The following is a 16,629-nucleotide window of genomic DNA, read 5'->3' as shown; positions in this document are numbered from 1 at the left end:
GGCGGCCCCGTCGTCTGCCGGCTCGGCCGCCGACGCCACCGCGACGGCGAGCCCCACGCCGCCGCCGATCCCCGTGGCGGCGGACGTCCTCGCGCTGCTGCAGACCACCGCCGCGAGCGCGCGGGCCGATGCCGACGCGCTGGCCGACGCCCCGCTCGCCCGGCTGCTCGCCGGGATCGCCGTCGGCCGCACGCTGCACGCGCAGGTGCTCGCGGCGGCGACCGGCCAGCCCGTGCCCACCACGTCGTTCACCGTGCCCGCCTCGGTGCCGGCCGGCCTCGGCGCCGCCGAGGTCACCGCGCTCGTCCAGGCGGAGGACGCCCTCGGCCTGGCGTGGGAGGTCGTGGCGGCTCGCTCGGACGACGAGGCCCGTGCCGCCGCCGCGACCCGCGCGGCGCAGCACCGGGACCGCGCGGAGGCCTGGGCCGTGGCGGGCGCGCTCGCCGGGACCGGGCTCGACCCCCGCCGCGCCGCCTACGCCCTGCCGGCGGAGCTCCTCGACCCCGCGACCGACCCGTCGCGGGTCACGGCCGTGCTGGGCGCGCTCGAGACCGGGATCGCGCAGGACTACGCGACACTGGTCGCGTCGGCCGACCCCGGCGCGCGCGGCCCGCTGCTCGACGGGCTCGCGGACGCCGCGGCGGCCGCCCTGGGGCAGACCGGCGTCGTCCCGACGTTCCCCGGCCTGCCGGAGCAGACCACCGGCTGACCCGGCGCGGGGGCCGGCGAACCACGAAGGGGCGGTCCGGCACCCGACCCGCCGCCGGCCGGACGGCTCAGGCCTCCAGCAGGCCCGCGACGAGCTCGCCGATCCGCTCCGCGGCATCCGCCACGGGCACCCGCTCTGCCTCAGGACGCTCACCGGCGGGCAGGCCGGCGTCGGCCGAGCGGCGCAGCCGCACCTCGACGACCCCCTCGGCCAGGCTCCGGCCGACCACCACGAGCACGGGCACGCCGAGCAGCTCCGCATCGGCGAACTTCACGCCGGGCGAGACCTTCGGACGGTCGTCGTAGAGCACCTCGAGGCCCTGGCCGTGCAGGTCGGTGGCCAGCTCCTCGCACGCCGCGAAGACCGCATCGTCCTTGCCCGTGGCGACGACGTGCACGTGCGCCGGTGCGACCCCGGCCGGCCACGCCAGACCCGCGCCGTCATGGTGGGTCTCGGCGAGCGCTGCGACGGCGCGCGAGACACCGATCCCGTAGGAGCCCATCGTCACCGTCACGGCCTTGCCGTTCTCGTTGAGCACCTTGAGGCCGAGCGCGTCGGCGTACTTGCGCCCCAGCGCGAAGATGTGGCCGATCTCGATCCCGCGTGCGAGCTCGAGCGGTCCGGAACCGTCCGGCGCGAGGTCGCCGGCGCGCACCTCGGCGGCCTCGACCGTCCCGTCTGCGGTGAAGTCCCGCCCCGCGACGAGGTCGAACACGTGCCGGCCGTGCTGGTCCGCACCCGTGATCCAGCGGGTGCCGGGCACCACGCGCGGGTCGAGCAGGTAGCGCACGGCCGTCTCGCTGCCGGTGTTGACCCGGCCCAGCGCGCCGGGGCCGATGTAGCCCTTGACGAGCTCGGGGTGCGCGGCGAAGTCGGCGTCACCCGCGGCCTCGACCGCCGCCGGGGACAGCGCCGCCTCGAGCCGGGACAGGTCCACCTCACGGTCGCCGGGCAGCCCGACCACGACGAGCTCGCGCGTGCCGTCGGGAGCCGTGGTCGCGACCACGACGTTCTTGAGGGTGTCCGCTGCCGTCCACGCACGGTCGGGACGCGCGAACCGCGCGTTGGCGAGCGCGACGAGGGAGTCGATCGTCGGGGTGTCCGGGGTGTCCTCGACGTGCGCCGCCGGGGCGTCGTCGTACGGCAGCGCCGCGGGCACCGGGGTGGTGACGGCCTCGACGTTCGCCGCGTAGCCGCCGGCCGAGCGGACGAAGGTGTCCTCCCCGATCGGCGTCGGCATGAGGAACTCCTCGCTGCGCGAGCCGCCCATCGCGCCCGACATCGCCGAGACGATGACGAACTCGAGCCCGAGGCGCGTGAAGATGCGCTGGTACGCCTCACGCTGACGCAGGTACGCGGCGTCCAGGCCTGCGTCGTCGACGTCGAAGGAGTACGCGTCCTTCATGATGAACTCGCGTCCGCGGAGCAGACCGGCGCGGGGACGGGCCTCGTCGCGGTACTTGGTCTGGATCTGGTAGAGCGCGAGCGGCAGGTCCTTGTACGAGGAGTACAGGTCCTTGACCAGGAGCGTGAAGACCTCCTCGTGCGTGGGCGCGAGCAGGTAGTCGCCCTCGCGGCGGTCCTTGAGCCGGAAGAGGTTGGGCCCGTACTCGGTCCAGCGCCCCGTCGCCTCGTAGGGCTCGCGGGGCAGCAGGGCCGGGAAGTGCACCTCCTGGGCGCCGATGGCGTCCATCTCCTCGCGGACGACGCGCTCGACCTTGGCCAGCACCTTGAGGCCCAGCGGCAGCCACGTGTAGATGCCCGGGGCCGCGCGGCGGATGTAGCCGGCGCGCACGAGGAGGCGGTGGCTGGGGACCTCGGCGTCCACCGGGTCCTCGCGCAGGGTCCGCACGAACAGGGTCGACATCCGCATCAGCATGGGCGCCAGCCTACTGGCGGCCGCGGGAGGGTCCTGGGCGGCGGCGACCCGCACCGGGGGACGTGGCCCCGCCGCTCCCCTGGCCCGGGGTGGGTCGCCGGTGCACGATGGGCGGGTGCCAGAGCTGCCCGAGGTCGAGGCGCTCGCCCGGTTCCTCGCCGGGCGCGCGTCGGGCCGCACCGTGACCTCCGTCGCCGTGGGCGACATCAGCGCGCTCAAGACGGCCGTGCCGCCGCTCGACGCCCTCGTGGGCCGCGCCGTCGTCGGCGTCACGCGGCACGGCAAGTGGCTCGACCTCGCGGTCGACGGCGGCCTGCACCTCGTGTGGCACCTCTCCCGCGCCGGCTGGGTGCGTTGGTCGGATCAGGCACCGACGACGCCGGTGCGCCCGGGCCGATCCCCGCTGGCGCTGCGCGTCCGGTTCGACGACGGCGCCGGCTTCGACCTCACCGAGTACGGGACCCGCAAGCGGCTGGCGGTGCACGTCGTCACCGACCCGGCCGCCGTGCCCATGGTCGCCTCGCTCGGCGTGGACCCGCTGGGTCCGCACTTCACGGTCGCGCGGCTGGCGGAGCTCGCCGCGGCGCGCAACCAGCAGGTCAAGGGCCTGCTGCGCGACCAGCGGCAGATCGCCGGGATCGGCAACGCGTACTCGGACGAGATCCTGCACGCCGCGCAGATGAGCCCCTTCACCCTGTCCCGGTCGCTCGACGCGGCCGCGGTCGCGCGCCTGCACGCCGTCGTGCGCGAGGTGCTCACCGGTGCGCTCGACTCGGCGAGCGGGCGGCCCGCGGCGGAGCTGAAGGACGCCAAGCGCCGCGGCATGCAGGTGCACGGCCGCGCGGGCCTCGCGTGCCCGGTGTGCGGCGACACGGTCCGGGAGGTCTCCTTCGCCGACTCCGCCCTGCAGTACTGCCCCACGTGCCAGACGGGTGGCCATCCCCTGGCCGACCGCCGGATGTCCCGCCTCCTGCGCTGACACCCGCGGGCACGCCGCGCATCCCGCCCCGGAGTGAGAACCAACAGCGAAGTGCGAACCAACAGCGAAGTGCGAACTCCCGGAGTTCGCACTCCACGCCGTTGTTCGCAGTAAGGGCCGTGGTTAGCGGTGCATGGGACCGGGGCGAGCGGGACGCGGGCGCCGACGACGGTGGCGAGGCGGCCGGGCGGTCAGTGCTGGCGGGCGAAGGCGCGCTCGATCCGGGCTCGCAGGTCCTCCGGTCGACCGAGGTCAGCCATCGTCCAGCGCACCACCGCGAGTCCGAGATCGCGGAGACGGTCTTCGCGCAGCTTCTCGGCCCACAGGGCGTCCTGACCCAGCTGACCCCACGGGGTCCGGCGACCGTACTTGACCCGTCCGTCGAACTCACCGACCGTTCGATGCTCCGGCCACCAGAAGTCGACCCGGCCCGCCAGTCCGCGTCCGTCGCGGAACTCCGCCTGGCGTTGAGGGCGCGGGACGCCCACCTGGTCAAGGACCAGCGCGCTCCACGACTCCCCCGGGCTCTGCGAGCCGGCGTGGGCCAGGTCCGTGACCCTCCGCGCCCGCTCGACGCCCTTGAGACGCGGCATCCGGTCGGCTGAGACGGTCAGGTCACGCATCGACATCAGGCCGGTCCGGAGGCCGGCGTCCGCGGCCGCGAGTCCAGCGACGAGCGTGTGGAGCCTCGCGGTGTCCAGTGCCGCACGCGCCGGGGATGCCACCTCGATCCCTGCGACCGTGCGGCGCTCGTCGACCGGCAGCTCGCCGATGGCGACAGTCATCCCTCGCGCGGCTCTGCCGCCGGTCCGGCGCTTGGCGAGGTGAATCTGCTCGGGCGGACGGCCGAACAACGGCAGCCCGTACCTGGTGAGCGCTGCAGGGCCCGCCAGGACGAGTCGATCCCCGGTGCCCTCGTGCGACCGCACCAGCGCCTCGACCCGTGCGGCATACCGTGCGCCGGAGTCCAGCGGCGAGGGACCGGCGACATACGCCCCCCGATGGAGCCTGGCCAGTTCGCCCTCGAGCACCAGCCGTCGGATCTCGCGGTCCGTCATGAGCATGGACATGAGTCCGCTGCGCAGGTGGACACCCGTGGGTATCTGCACCGCCGGCCCATCGACCATCGCACCAGCGTGCGGGACCAGCGCCTTCTCGACGGTGGGGTGCCGCCCACCCTGGGGACGATGCACGACTTCCCCCTGGCCTGTGGACGACCGCTTCCCGGGCCTGCACCAGCCCCGGTGCTGCGAACCTGCAGCGGAAGGCGAACTCCTGGAGTTCGCCTTCCGCTGCAGGTTCGCACTCTGCGGAAGTGCTCGCCCGGCGGCGCCGCGCCGGGGCGCCGGACGAGCCGCGGTCAGAACAGGACGGTCGCGTACGTGCCGACCTGACGGAAGCCCACCCGCTCGTAGGCGATGAGGGCGCCGGTGTTGTAGTGGTTGACGTAGAGCGAGACGGTCGGCGCCACCGTCGCGAGCGTCTCGGCGACGACGGCGGCCATCCCGGCCGTCGCCAGGCCCCCGCGCCGTCGGTCCGGTGCCACCCACACGCCCTGGACCTGCGCGACCGCGGCACTCACGGCCCCGAGCTCCGCCTTGAAGGACACCGCCGGCCCGCCGTCGCGCTCGGCGACCCGGACGAACGAGCGGTGGTCCTCGACCAGCCCGCGCACACGTGCCTCGTACGCGCCGGGACCGGCCTCCAACGGGGAGTAGCCGACCTCCTCGATGAACATCTGCACGCAGGCCGGCATGAGGACCCCGAGGTCGGCCGGCACGCTGCGGCGGACGGCCGGGTCGGGGGTCACGAGCGGCGCGTGGTCGATCACCATGGACGGCTGGTCGGCGCGCACCTCACGGGCCTCGCCCCACGACGGGCGCAGGCGCTTCCACAGGTCGAGCACCACCGGCGCGTCCCCGACGATCGACGAGCAGCGCCGACCCTGCCGCAGGGCCGCCGACGCGAACGCGTCGAGCGCCTCGTCGTCGGCGGGGTCGCACACCGGGACGAGGTTGGCGCCCACCCAGCACAGGGCCACGAGCCGGCCACCCCGCTCGAGGCCCCATGCCGCACGCCCTGCGGTGCGCGCACCGCTCGCCAGAGCCGCCTCGATCCGCGACGCGGCGAGCACGGAGACCACGGGGTCGACGGCGCACAGGCGGGCGGCCTCGCGCAGGTCCACATCCGTGACGACCCCGCGGGCTGGTGCCTCCGTGCGCCACAGACCCATGCGGCGATTGTGCACCACCGTCCCGCCCGCCGGTCGGCGGCTCGCGCCGGTCAGCAGACGCGGGACCCCGACCGCCGGACCTGACGCCCCGTCCACGAGACCCGGACCGCACTCCACGAGACCCGGCACGCCGTCCACGAGACCCGGACCGTCGGTCAGGAGACCTGCACCACCGGCCCGGCGCCCTCGACGGGCTCCATGGTCGCGGCGATGAGCAGCGCCTGCTCGATGAGCGTCTCGACGATCCTCGACTCCGGCACGGTCGCCACGACCTCGCCCTTGACGAAGATCTGCCCCTTGCCGTTGCCGGATGCCACGCCCAGGTCCGCCTCACGCGCCTCGCCCGGACCGTTGACGACGCAGCCCATCACGGCCACCCGCAGCGGGACCTCGAGCCCCTCCAGCCCGGCGGTGACCCGCTCGGCCAGGGAGTACACGTCCACCTGCGCGCGTCCGCACGAGGGGCACGAGACGATCTCCAGCTTGCGGGGCCGCAGGTTGAGGGCCTGCAGGATCTGGATGCCGACCTTGACCTCCTCGACGGGCGGCGCGGACAGCGAGACCCGGATGGTGTCCCCGATCCCCTGGCTGAGCAGCGCGCCGAAGGCGGTGGCCGACTTGATCGTGCCCTGGAACGCCGGCCCTGCCTCGGTGACGCCGAGGTGCAGCGGCCAGTCGCCGCGCTCGGACAGCAGCTCGTACGCGCGCACCATGATCACCGGGTCGTTGTGCTTGACGGAGATCTTGAAGTCGTGGAAGTCGTGCTCCTCGAAGAGCGAGGCCTCCCACACGGCGGACTCCACGAGCGCCTCCGGGGTCGCCTTGCCGTACTTCTCGAGCAGCCGCTTGTCGAGCGACCCGGCGTTGACGCCGATCCGGATCGACACCCCGGCATCCGACGCGGCGCGGGCGATGTCGGCGACCTGGTCGTCGAACTTGCGGATGTTGCCCGGGTTGACCCGGACGGCCGCGCACCCGGCGTCGATGGCGGCGAAGACGTACTTCGGCTGGAAGTGGATGTCGGCGATGACCGGGAGCTGCGACTTCTTCGCGATGACCGGCAGCGCGGCGGCATCGTCCTCGGTGGGGCAGGCCACGCGGACGATGTCGCAGCCTGCTGCGGTCAGCTCGGCGATCTGCTGCAGGGTCGCGTTGATGTCCGTCGTCTTGGTGGTCGTCATCGACTGCACGGACACGGGGGCGTCGCCGCCGACCTCGAGCGAGCCCACCCGGATCTTGCGGGTGGGCCGACGCGGGGCGAGGACGGGGGGCGGGGCGGCCGGCATGCCGAGGCTGATGGGGATGCTCACCGGGCCAGTATCCCCCGATCCTTGCCGAGGGGCCGCTCGTGCCACGAGGGTGCCGCGCACGGGCGGCGCACGGCCCGGGTCGCTCGTCCGCCCCACGGCCGACGACGGCCCGGAGCACCCCGGGTCACCCGGGTGGCCTACTGCGCCTGTCCCGCCCTGCGCCCTCTCTGGCACCATCCGGAGGTGGACCTCGACTCGCCGGCCGGCTACGTGCTGATCGGTGCTGCCGTCACGGTGCTCGTCGGCCTGCTCGTCATGGCCGTCGCGAGCACCCGGATGGCCTCGTGGCTCGGCCTGCGCGAGGACGCCCCCTGGTGGTTCACGCCCGCCGGCGGCCGCACCCAGGGCCTCGTCGTCGCCTACGTCGGCGCCCTCGTCAGCCTCGGCGCGATGGTCGACCTGCTGACGGTGGCTGCCGTGGGCCGCACCTCGCCGCTCGCGTGGGCGTTGGCGTGGGTGGTGGGCCTCGGGCTGCTCGCGCTGACGGGAACGCGCGTCGCGCGGATCGTCGTGCAGGTCGCCACGGAGGACAGGTCGGCGCTCGAGGAGCCCGCGCCAGAGCTGTTCATCGAACCCGACCCCGCGCTGGACGACGTCGACCTGGCGGTCGCCCGAGCGGCGACGGACCGGGGCGAGTGGCGGCCCGCGGCGGAGCTGCTCGCCGCATCGGTGGACCACGACGCGCGCTACGGCCGGATCACCGTCCTCGCCATCCACGGGCTGCGCCGCTCGCGGTGGCTGGACGCGTGGCTCACCGCCAGGCCCACCGACCCCAACGCGCAGGCCGTGCGCGCGACGCTGGCCGTGCGCCGGGCGTGGGAGCTGCGCGGGCCGGACTGGGAGCCGCGCAACGTCCAGGCGTTCCTCGCCGCGCTCGAGGAGGCCGAGGAGATCTCCCGGGAGGCCGTCGACAACGACCCGACCGACCCGAGCCCGCGGGCCGTGCTCGTCGAGATGGCACGCGGCCAGCAGGTCGACACCGACGAGCTCGAGGCCCGTACGCGCGCGCTGTACGCCATCGCCCCGCTGCACCAGGGCGGGCGCGAGGCGGAGCTGCAGTACCGCTGCCACAAGTGGTTCGGCTCGGCGGAGGAGATGTTCGCGTGCGCCCGCGCAGCGGCCGCCGAAGCGCCACCGGGCAGCGCCCTGGCGATGGTGCTGGTCACCGCGCACATCGAGCACTACCTGTCGCTGGCCGAGCGCTCCCCGGCCCAGGCCGACCGCTACATCGCCGACCCCGCGACCCGGGCCGAGGTGGATGCCGTCGTCGCGCGCTGGCAGGCGGGCCCCGGCGGCGCCTCGCCGGTCAACCAGGCCAAGGCGCACAACACGCTCGCCTTCTTCTACTGGTTGGCGCGCGACCGCGTCGCGGCCCGCCAGCACCTGGCCCGCACCGCGGAGTTCCTCGACCCGTGGCCGTGGTCGCTGGCCGGCGACCCGTCCCATGTGCACGCTCTCGCCCAGCAGTGGGCCGGCGCCGGGCGCTGACGCCGCGGAGCACACCGGCTCACCACGTCGCCCTCAGAACGTCACCGGGGCGGCGATGTCCGCGACGATGAGCAGCACCCCCATGACGGCGAACACGACGAACACGCCGTAGGCCAGCGGGACCATGCGGGCCATGTCCGCCGGTGCCGGCCGTGGCAGGCCACGCCAGCGCGCGACCTGACGGCGCGCGCCCTCCCAGAGGGCGCCCGCCACGTGCCCGCCGTCGAGCGGGACCAACGGGATGAGGTTGAAGACGAACAGGGCGATGTTGAGCGAGGCCAGCAGGCCGAGCAGGTCGGAGGTCCGCTGGGCCCAGCCGATCCCGACCCCCTCGGCCGCGGCGATCTGCCCGGCGACCCGGCCGATCCCGACCACGCCGACGACGGAGCTCGCGTCGCGCTCCTGCAGGCCCAGGGTCGCCCGGCCGACGTCGACCAGCGCGACGGGCAGCGTCACGACGATCCTCGCGGTCTGCCACACGGCCGTGCCGACCGTCGAGGGCACCGCCGACCACGGCTGCCGCTCGATCGCGGCGCTCGGCGCCAGGCCGAGGAAGCGCGCGGGCTCCGTGACGACCTCGCCCGCGGCGTCGAGCACCACGGCGCCGTCCTCGTCGAGCACGGGGCGCTCGGTGAGCACCGGGCTGACGGCAAGGGTCACCTCCGCGCCGTTCCGCTCGACGACCACGGGGATGTCCGTCCCCGGCGTGGAGCGGATCGCCTCCTGCGCCTGCTCCCACGTCTCGATGGCCACGCCGCCGTAGCTGAGCAGCACGTCGCCGGGCTCCAGCCCCGCGGCGGACGCGGGGGTCGCCGGGTCGTCCGCCGTGCACTCGCGCGCCGCCGCGTCCACGGGCAGCACGCACGGGACCACCTGGGCGACGGTGGTCGTCGAGCCACCGGGGACGCCGAAGCCGACGAGCACCACGGCGATGAGCACCACGGCGATGAGCAGGTTCATCATCGGCCCGCCCAGCATGACGACGACCTTCTTCGGCGCGGACAGCCGGTAGAACGCGCGGTGGTCCTCACCGGGCCGGATCTCCTCGGCGCTCGCGGCGCGCGCGGCATCGATGAGCTCGGCGAAGCGACCGGCCCGCGGACGCTGCGACACGACGTCCGCCGGGGGGTACATCCCGATGAGGCGCACGTAGCCGCCGAGCGGGACGGCCTTGAGCCCGTACTCGGTCTCGCCCCGCGTGCGCGACCACAGCGTGGGGCCGAAGCCGACCATGTACTGGCTGACCCGGACGCCGAAGCGCTTGGCCGGCAGCAGGTGACCGATCTCGTGCAGCGCGATCGAGGCGAGCAGCCCGAGCACGAGCACGAGCACCCCGAGCAGGTAGTCCATGAGCGTCGTGCCTCTCCGTCCGTCGGCCGCGTCCCGGCCCGTCCTGGGCACCATCATCCCCCGGGTCCCTGGGAGCCGGCCCGCCCGCGCACGGCACTACGAAAAACGGGTGCGGAGACCTGGGAGACGGGGCATCTGCACACTAGGATCACGCCATGGCACCTGATTCCGCATCCCGAGACCGTGCGCACCTCATCCCCGAGGGCCTGCCGCAGCGCCGCGCGCTCGTCACGGCCGTGCCGGGTCCGGCGTCGCAGGCGATCGCCGCCCGCCGGGCCGCCGTCGTCGCCGCCGGGGTCTCCAGCGTGCTGCCCGTCTACGTCGAGCGCGCTGGCGGCGGCGTCATCGTCGACGTGGACGGCAACTCCTTCATCGACCTCGCGTCCGGGATCGCCGTGACGGGCGTCGGCAACGCCGCGCCCGCCGTCGCCCGCGCGGTGGCCGACCAGGCCGCGGCCTTCACCCACACGTGCTTCATGGTGGCGCCGTACGAGGGCTACGTCGCCGTGTGCGAGGCGCTGGCCCGGCTCACCCCCGGGGACCACGCCAAGCGCAGCGTGCTCGTCAACTCGGGCGCCGAGGCGGTCGAGAACGCGGTGAAGATCGCGCGGCGGGCGACGGGCCGCAGCGCCGTCGTCGTGCTCGACCACGCCTACCACGGGCGCACCAACCTCACCATGGCGATGACGGCCAAGGCCATGCCGTACAAGACGGGCTTCGGGCCGTTCGCCGGCGAGGTGTACCGGGTGCCCGCGTCCTACCCGCTGCGCGAGCCTGCGCCGATCACCGGCGAGCAGGCCGCGGCGCGCGCCACGACGATGATCGACAAGCAGGTGGGCGCCGACCAGGTGGCGGCGCTCGTGGTCGAGCCGATCCTCGGCGAGGGCGGCTTCGTCGTCCCCGCGCCGGGCTTCCTCGCCGCGCTGTCGCGCTGGTGCACCGAGCATGGCGTCGTCTTCGTCGCCGACGAGATCCAGACCGGCTTCGCGCGGACCGGACTGATGTTCGCGTGCGAGCACGAGGGCGTGGTGCCCGACCTCATCACGACCGCCAAGGGCATCGCGGGCGGCCTGCCGCTCGCCGCCGTGACCGGGCGAGCCGAGCTCATGGACGCCGTGCACGGCGGCGGGCTCGGCGGGACGTACGGCGGCAACCCCGTCGCGTGCGCCGCGGCCCTCGCCGCCATCGACCTCTACGAGCACGCCGACCTGGCCGGCGCGGCCCGGCGGATCGAGGAGCTCGCCGTCTCGCGCCTCACCGCGCTGGCGGAGCGGGCGCCCCAGGTCGCCGAGGTCCGCGGCCGGGGGGCGATGCAGGCCATCGAGCTGGTCCGACCGGGGACGCTCGAGCCCGACGCCGCGCTGGCGGGCCGGGTGGCCCGCCAGTGCGCCCAGCAGGGCGTCCTCGTGCTGACGTGCGGCACCTACGGCAACGTGCTGCGGCTGCTGCCGCCGCTGGTCATCGACCTCGAGCTGCTGGCCGAGGGCCTCGACGTGCTCGCCACCGCCGTGCTCGAGCAGGCCGGGGCGGTCGCCCGATGACGGCTCCTGGTCCCGCCGGCGCGGGGGCGCCCGGTCCGGTCGACCGCGAGCGCCTCGCCGCGCTCACCGCAGCCGAGACGGCGCGGTTCGTCGCCGACCACCCGGCGTGCGCAGCCCTGGCCGAGCGCGGCCGCGAGCACATGCCGCTGGGCGTGCCGATGAGCTGGATGGCGAAGTGGCCGGGCGGCTTCCCGGTGCACGTCACGGCGGCGCGCGGGGCGCACTTCACGTGCGCGGACGGCCTCGACCACGTCGACCTGTGCCTCGGGGACACGGGCGCGATGACCGGCCACTCCCCCGCGCCGACCGTCCGCGCCGTGACCGAGCAGGTGGCCCGCGGGCTGACGACGATGCTCCCCGGCCCCGACGCCGCGGTGGTCGCCGCGGAGCTCACCCGGCGGTTCGCCGGCGCGCGCGCACCCGCGCTGACGCAGTGGCAGTTCACGCTCACCGCGACCGACGCCAACCGGCACCTGCTGCGCTACGCCCGGCACGTCACCGGTCGCCCCCGGGTGGCCGTGATCGACGGCTGCTACCACGGCTCGGTCGACGAGGCCTTCGCGACCCTCGACGCGGCCGGCGGCGTGGTCGAGCGGCGCGGGAACATCGGCGCACCCGTGCCGCCGACGCTGACCACGGCCGTGCTGCCGTTCAACGACCTCGCCGCGCTCGAGGCCGCGCTCGCCACGGGCACCGTCGCGGCCGTGCTGCTCGAGCCAGCGATGACCAACATCGGCATCGTGCTGCCCGACCCGGGCTACCACGAGGAGCTGCGGCGCCTGACCCGCGAGCACGGCACCTGGCTGATCATCGACGAGACCCACACGTTGTGCACGGGACCGGGCGGCGCGACCGTGGCCTGGGACCTCGACCCGGACGCCCTCGTGGTCGGCAAGACGATCGGCGGCGGCGTGCCCGTCGCTGCCTTCGGGATGACCGGGGCGATCTCCCGGCAGGTCACCGACGCGATCGAGCTGGAGGACATCGACGTCGGCGGTGTCGGCGGCACGCTGGCCGGCAACGCGCTGTCGATGGCCGCGACCCGCGCGACCCTGGCCGAGGTCCTCACCGACGGGGCCTTCGTCCGGATGACCGACCTCGCGACCGCCTGGACGCAGGGCGTGCAGGGCGTGCTCGATGCGACGGGCCTGCCGTGGCACGTCACGCAGCTGGGGGCGCGCGCCGAGTACGCGTTCTCGCCCGAGCCGCCGCACGACGGCGCCGAGGCGGGCGCGGCGGACGACTTCCCGCTGCAGCAGTACCTGCACCTGCAGGCGCTGAACCGCCGCGTGCTGCTCACGCCGTTCCACAACATGGCGCTCATGAGCCCGGCGACCACGCGGGCCGACGTCGACGCGCACACCGCGGCGTTCGCCGAGGCCACCGCCGCGCTGACGGGCTGAGGCGCGCCGATCACCCGGGCCCACCGGGCCGCCCGGGTGATCAGGCGCGGACCGGTCGCTCCTGCAGGCCCCACGGCGAGCCGTAGCCCGCCGGTGCCGGGGCGGCCAGCAGCTCGAGGAAGGGCACCGCGTCGAACGCCTCCGGCCCCAGCACGCCCGTCGCCGACCAGGTGCCGGACGAGAGCAGCTCGAGGGCGACGACGGGGTTGATCGCCGTCTGCCACACCACGCACTGCGCGCCGTAGTGCTCCATCGACCACGCGTTGTCGACCACGTGGTGCAGGTAGACCTCGCGCGGGGCGCCGTCCGTGCCCGTGCCCGTCACGAGCACCCCGGCGCACGTGGCGCCGCTCATCCGCTCGCCCAGGGTGGCCGGGTCCGGCAGGCATGCGGCCACGACGTCGCGCGGGCTGACCCGCACGGCGCCCGGGGCAGCCGGGTCGGCCGAGCGCACGCCGACCGGTGCCGTGCGGTCCAGGCCCAGCGTGTGCAGCGTGCGCAGCACGGCGATGAACTCCTCGCCGAGCCCGTACTTGAACGTCACCTTCTCGGCGTCGAGGAAGCGCGGCATGAGGAGCACCTCCTCGTGCTCGACGTGCACGCACTCGACGGGGCCGATCCCGCCGGGGAAGTCGAAGACCTCCGGCTCGTGGAAGGCCGGCACGGTGTACCAGCCGCCCTCGAGGGTGCCGGCGGCATCCGCGCGCGCCTTCTCCCAGATGACCGGCGGGTTGAGGCACTCCTCGATCGTGGTCCAGATGGAGAACGACGGCGCGAAGACGGGCTCGCCGTCGTCGCCCAGCACCACGAGGTTGGCGCCGTCGCGCGTGCCGAGCTCGGTGATCCGCGAGAACAGGTGGTCCGACGCGTACCGCGCGAAGACGTCGGACAGGCCCGGCTCGACGCCCATCCCCACGAGCGCGAGCCGGCCCGCCGCGACCCACTCGCCGGCCCGCGCGAACTGCTCCTCGCCCAGCGTGACGCCGGGCAGCGCGTACGGCTCGGTCGGGTGCGGCCGGGACAGGGACATCGCCATGTCGAGGTAGTCCGCACCGGCCGCCAGCGCCCCGCCGAACACGGGCAGCACGAAGCGCGGGTCGACCGCGTTGAGCACGTGCGTGACGCCGTGCTCGCGCGCCAGGGCGGTGACCGCGGCAGCATCCGAGGCGTCCACGCGCGCGGCCACGAAGCGCTCGGGTGCGCGCGAGTCGGGGTGGGCCACGACCGCCGCGACCGTCCGCTCGGCGCGCGCGAGGTCGTGGTCCGCCATGACGAGCAGGTCGAAGAAGTCCCTGCGCGCGGCGATCCTGGCGACGGCGTCCCCGACGCCCCCGCTGCCGACGACGAGGATCCGCATGCGTGCTCCTTCGGTGGGTCAGCGGTGCTGGCGTCGTCGGGCTGACCCGACCACCTGCGCGCCGATGACGAGCAGCAGCGCGAGGGCGAACATGGCCGACCCGATGACGTTGGCCTGCGGCGGGATGCCGCGCGTGGCCGAGACGTAGACGAACTTGGGGAACGTGACGAAGCTGCCCGAGTTGAAGTTCGTGATGATGAAGTCGTCGAAGCTCAGCGAGAACGCCAGCAGGGCGGCGGCGGCGATGCCGGGCAGCAGCAGCGGGAAGGTCACGCGCCAGAAGGCCTGGAAGGGGCCGGCGTAGAGGTCGGCTGCCGCCTCCTCGAGCCGGGGGTCCAGGCTGGCCACCCGCGCCTTGACGGTCACGACGACGAAGCTGATGCAGAACATCACGTGCGCGACGACCACCGTGGTGAACCCGGGGTTGATCCGCAGGCTGAGGAACTGCGCGAGCAGGGCCGCGCCGAGCACCACCTCGGGGGTGGACATCGGCAGGAAGATCAGCAGGTTGGCGAGCGCGCGGCCGCGGAACCGGTAGCGCACCAGCGCCAGCGCGATGAGCGTGCCGAGCACGGTCGAGACCACGGTGGCGATCGCCCCGACCTGCAGCGAGTTGACGAAGGCCTCGCAGACGCGCGGTGCGCCGCACGGGTTGGCCCAGTTGTCCAGGGTGAACCCGCGCCACACGAGGTTGGTGCGGCCAGCGTCGTTGAACGAGAACGCGACCGTGTAGGCGATCGGCACGAGCAGGTAGACGAACGCCAGCGCCGCGAAGACCGGCACGATCATCTCGCCGAGGCGCCAGCGCGGGCGCCGGGTCGTCCCGGTGCTCCTGGTGGGCGTGGCGGTCCCGACGACGGCGCTCACAGGAGGTCCTCCGTCCCGGCGCGCCGCACGTACGCGCTGACCAGGCCCAGGATGGCCACCATGAGGATGACGGACAGCGCCGCGGCCGTCGGGTAGTCGCTCACCTTGAAGAACCGCGAGTCGATGGCCTGCCCGATCATCGTGGTCGTGTTGTTGCCGAGCAGCACGGAGTTGACGTAGTCGCCCGATGCGGGGATGAAGGTCAGCAGGGTGCCGGAGACCACGCCCGGCATCGACAGGGGCAGCGTGACCTTCCAGAAGGTCGTCGGGCCGTTGGCGTACAGGTCCGCGCCGGCCTCCATGAGCCGCGGGTCCAGCCGCTCGAGGCTGGCGTAGATGGGCAGGGTCATGAACGGCAGGAAGTTGTATGTCAGACCGGAGACGACGGCGAACGACGTCGCGGTGAGACGGCCGTCCGGCGGCAGCAGCGAGACCGCCCGCATGACCGCCACGACGAGCGACTCGTCGGCGAGGATCTGCTTCCACGCGATCGTGCGCAGGATGAAGCTGGTGAAGAACGGCGCGATGACCAGCACGAGGAGCATGCCCTGCAGGAACGTCCGGCCCCGCGCGCGCACGGCGATGACGTAGGCCATCGGGTAGCCGATGAGCAGCGCCGCGACCGTCGCGATGAGCGCGTAGGAGAACGAGCGGACCATCTGCGGCCAGTAGGTCGTCACGGCCTCGACGTAGTTGCGCCACTCGAAGGCCGGCTGGAACTGGCCGACGTCGCCGCCCGGGACGGGGACGTAGAGCGACGTGGCGAGCAGTGCGACCACCGGCACGACGAAGAACAGCCCGAGGTAGGCCATCCCCGGGGCGAGCAGGAGGTAGGCGCCGCTCCGGGCGCGGCGGGTGGGCGCGACGGCGGCGGGTGCCGCTCCGCCCAGGCCGGCGAGGACGCTCACTACACGTCCCCGTCGAGGTCGACGGCACCGGCGCTGACGTCGTCCGAGCCGTCCAGGCCGAAGGTGTGCTTGATCGCCCAGGCCAGGCGCACCTGGTCGCCCACGCGGGCGCCGATGCCGCCGAGGATGTTCTGGACGAACACGCTCATCGTGCCGTGACCGGGGATCTCCACGAGGTACTGCGTGCTCACCCCGGTGAACGACACGTCCGTCACGGTGCCGGGCCCCACGACGTTGGTGCCGGCCGGGACGTCCTCGTCCGCGGGGACCAGGTGAAGCTTCTCCGGCCGCACGCCGACGAGCACCGTGCCGCTGGTGCTCACCGCGCGGGGCGTGGGCACCCGGACCCGGCCCCCGCCGATGTCCACCCCGATGGTGAGCTTGCCCGAGTCGAGCACCGTGCCGCGCAGCAGGTTGGACTGGCCGAGGAAGTTGGCGACGAACGCCGTGCGGGGCAGCTCGTAGAGGTCCGCGGGCGAGCCCATCTGCTCGATCCGGCCCTCGTTCATCACCGCGACCGTGTCGGCCATCGTCATGGCCTCCTCCTGGTCGTGCGTGACGTGGATGAAGGTGAGCCCCACCTCGGTCTGGATGCGCTTGAGCTC

The 16,629-nt window shown here is 74.2% G+C and carries 14 protein-coding genes; 5 read left to right on the top strand and 9 right to left on the bottom strand.

Annotated elements, in window-relative coordinates:
* Window positions 1–709, top strand: a 709-nt coding sequence (locus PKY62_RS06565) for a DUF4439 domain-containing protein (RefSeq protein WP_324535910.1), incomplete at its 5' end; no start/stop codon positions are given.
* A 67-nt stretch (window positions 710–776) separates the two neighbouring features.
* On the opposite strand, the gene PKY62_RS06560 is transcribed toward PKY62_RS06565, so the two are convergent.
* The gene (locus tag PKY62_RS06560) at window positions 777–2,588 is read right to left on the bottom strand and encodes a proline--tRNA ligase (protein WP_324535909.1); all 1,812 of its coding nucleotides are present in this window, start codon (window positions 2,586–2,588) and stop codon (window positions 777–779) included.
* Between the two features lie 115 nt (window positions 2,589–2,703).
* On the opposite strand from PKY62_RS06560, the gene PKY62_RS06555 reads away from it, so the two are divergent.
* On the top strand, window positions 2,704–3,567 hold the full coding sequence (locus PKY62_RS06555; protein ID WP_324535908.1) for an Fpg/Nei family DNA glycosylase: 864 nt from the start codon (window positions 2,704–2,706) through the stop codon (window positions 3,565–3,567).
* Window positions 3,568–3,758: 191 nt separating this feature from the next.
* On the opposite strand, the gene PKY62_RS06550 is transcribed toward PKY62_RS06555, so the two are convergent.
* The 3 genes from PKY62_RS06550 to ispG all read right to left on the bottom strand — a co-directional run bounded on the left by PKY62_RS06550 (window position 3,759) and on the right by ispG (window position 7,110).
* Window positions 3,759–4,694, bottom strand: coding sequence for a type IV toxin-antitoxin system AbiEi family antitoxin (locus PKY62_RS06550; RefSeq protein WP_324535907.1), 936 nt, complete (start codon window positions 4,692–4,694; stop codon window positions 3,759–3,761).
* Between the two features lie 233 nt (window positions 4,695–4,927).
* A complete protein-coding gene (locus PKY62_RS06545; protein WP_324535906.1) occupies window positions 4,928–5,800 on the bottom strand; it encodes a GNAT family N-acetyltransferase in 873 nt (290 codons plus the stop codon).
* 155 nt (window positions 5,801–5,955) lie between these two features.
* On the bottom strand, window positions 5,956–7,110 hold the full coding sequence (gene ispG / locus PKY62_RS06540; RefSeq protein ID WP_324535905.1) for a flavodoxin-dependent (E)-4-hydroxy-3-methylbut-2-enyl-diphosphate synthase: 1,155 nt from the start codon (window positions 7,108–7,110) through the stop codon (window positions 5,956–5,958).
* Between the two features lie 183 nt (window positions 7,111–7,293).
* On the opposite strand from ispG, the gene PKY62_RS06535 reads away from it, so the two are divergent.
* Window positions 7,294–8,598 (top strand): hypothetical protein, encoded by a 1,305-nt coding sequence (locus PKY62_RS06535; RefSeq protein WP_324535904.1) that lies wholly within the window; start codon window positions 7,294–7,296, stop codon window positions 8,596–8,598.
* A gap of 33 nt (window positions 8,599–8,631) precedes the next feature.
* Here PKY62_RS06535 and PKY62_RS06530 read toward each other — a convergent pair whose 3' ends face one another.
* On the bottom strand, window positions 8,632–10,005 hold the full coding sequence (locus tag PKY62_RS06530; RefSeq protein ID WP_324535903.1) for a M50 family metallopeptidase: 1,374 nt from the start codon (window positions 10,003–10,005) through the stop codon (window positions 8,632–8,634).
* A 98-nt stretch (window positions 10,006–10,103) separates the two neighbouring features.
* Between PKY62_RS06530 and gabT the strand changes: the two genes are divergently transcribed.
* Together gabT and PKY62_RS06520 are read left to right on the top strand one after the other, a co-directional pair.
* Window positions 10,104–11,489, top strand: coding sequence for a 4-aminobutyrate--2-oxoglutarate transaminase (gene gabT / locus PKY62_RS06525; protein WP_324535902.1), 1,386 nt, complete (start codon window positions 10,104–10,106; stop codon window positions 11,487–11,489).
* A complete protein-coding gene (locus tag PKY62_RS06520) occupies window positions 11,486–12,892 on the top strand; it encodes a transaminase (RefSeq protein WP_324535901.1) in 1,407 nt (468 codons plus the stop codon). Before gabT ends, PKY62_RS06520 begins: the two co-directional genes overlap by 4 nt.
* 40 nt (window positions 12,893–12,932) lie before the next feature.
* Here the strand turns inward: PKY62_RS06520 and PKY62_RS06515 are convergent, their stop codons facing one another.
* The 4 genes from PKY62_RS06515 to PKY62_RS06500 form a co-directional block, all read right to left on the bottom strand.
* Window positions 12,933–14,249, bottom strand: a complete 1,317-nt coding sequence (locus PKY62_RS06515; protein WP_324535900.1) for a saccharopine dehydrogenase family protein — start codon at window positions 14,247–14,249, stop codon at window positions 12,933–12,935.
* 18 nt (window positions 14,250–14,267) lie between these two features.
* Window positions 14,268–15,038 (bottom strand): ABC transporter permease, encoded by a 771-nt coding sequence (locus PKY62_RS06510; protein ID WP_324535915.1) that lies wholly within the window; start codon window positions 15,036–15,038, stop codon window positions 14,268–14,270.
* A gap of 74 nt (window positions 15,039–15,112) precedes the next feature.
* The gene (locus tag PKY62_RS06505) at window positions 15,113–16,024 is read right to left on the bottom strand and encodes an ABC transporter permease (RefSeq protein WP_324535899.1); all 912 of its coding nucleotides are present in this window, start codon (window positions 16,022–16,024) and stop codon (window positions 15,113–15,115) included.
* A partial coding sequence (locus tag PKY62_RS06500) for an ABC transporter ATP-binding protein (RefSeq protein WP_324535898.1) occupies window positions 16,024–16,629 on the bottom strand: 606 nt, incomplete at its 5' end. The genes PKY62_RS06500 and PKY62_RS06505, both read right to left, overlap by 1 nt.

This window comes from Actinotalea sp. (assembly GCF_035443605.1).
GTDB lineage: Bacteria > Actinomycetota > Actinomycetes > Actinomycetales > Cellulomonadaceae > Actinotalea.
The sequence above is the reverse complement of the archived record's forward strand: the minus strand, read 5'-3'. Positions and strand labels throughout refer to the sequence as shown.

What these genes read in the sequence shown, in the direction of transcription:
- PKY62_RS06515 (WP_324535900.1), bottom strand. Translation starts at nt 14,249, where the DNA reads ATGCGGATCCTCGTCGTCGGCAGCGGGGGCGTCGGGGACGCCGTCGCC.
- PKY62_RS06510 (WP_324535915.1), bottom strand. Translation starts at nt 15,038, where the DNA reads ATGATCGTGCCGGTCTTCGCGGCGCTGGCGTTCGTCTACCTGCTCGTG.
- PKY62_RS06560 (WP_324535909.1), bottom strand. Translation starts at nt 2,588, where the DNA reads ATGCTGATGCGGATGTCGACCCTGTTCGTGCGGACCCTGCGCGAGGAC.
- gabT (WP_324535902.1), top strand. Translation starts at nt 10,104, where the DNA reads ATGGCACCTGATTCCGCATCCCGAGACCGTGCGCACCTCATCCCCGAG.
- PKY62_RS06530 (WP_324535903.1), bottom strand. Translation starts at nt 10,005, where the DNA reads ATGATGGTGCCCAGGACGGGCCGGGACGCGGCCGACGGACGGAGAGGC.
- PKY62_RS06520 (WP_324535901.1), top strand. Translation starts at nt 11,486, where the DNA reads ATGACGGCTCCTGGTCCCGCCGGCGCGGGGGCGCCCGGTCCGGTCGAC.
- PKY62_RS06545 (WP_324535906.1), bottom strand. Translation starts at nt 5,800, where the DNA reads ATGGGTCTGTGGCGCACGGAGGCACCAGCCCGCGGGGTCGTCACGGAT.
- PKY62_RS06550 (WP_324535907.1), bottom strand. Translation starts at nt 4,694, where the DNA reads ATGGTCGATGGGCCGGCGGTGCAGATACCCACGGGTGTCCACCTGCGC.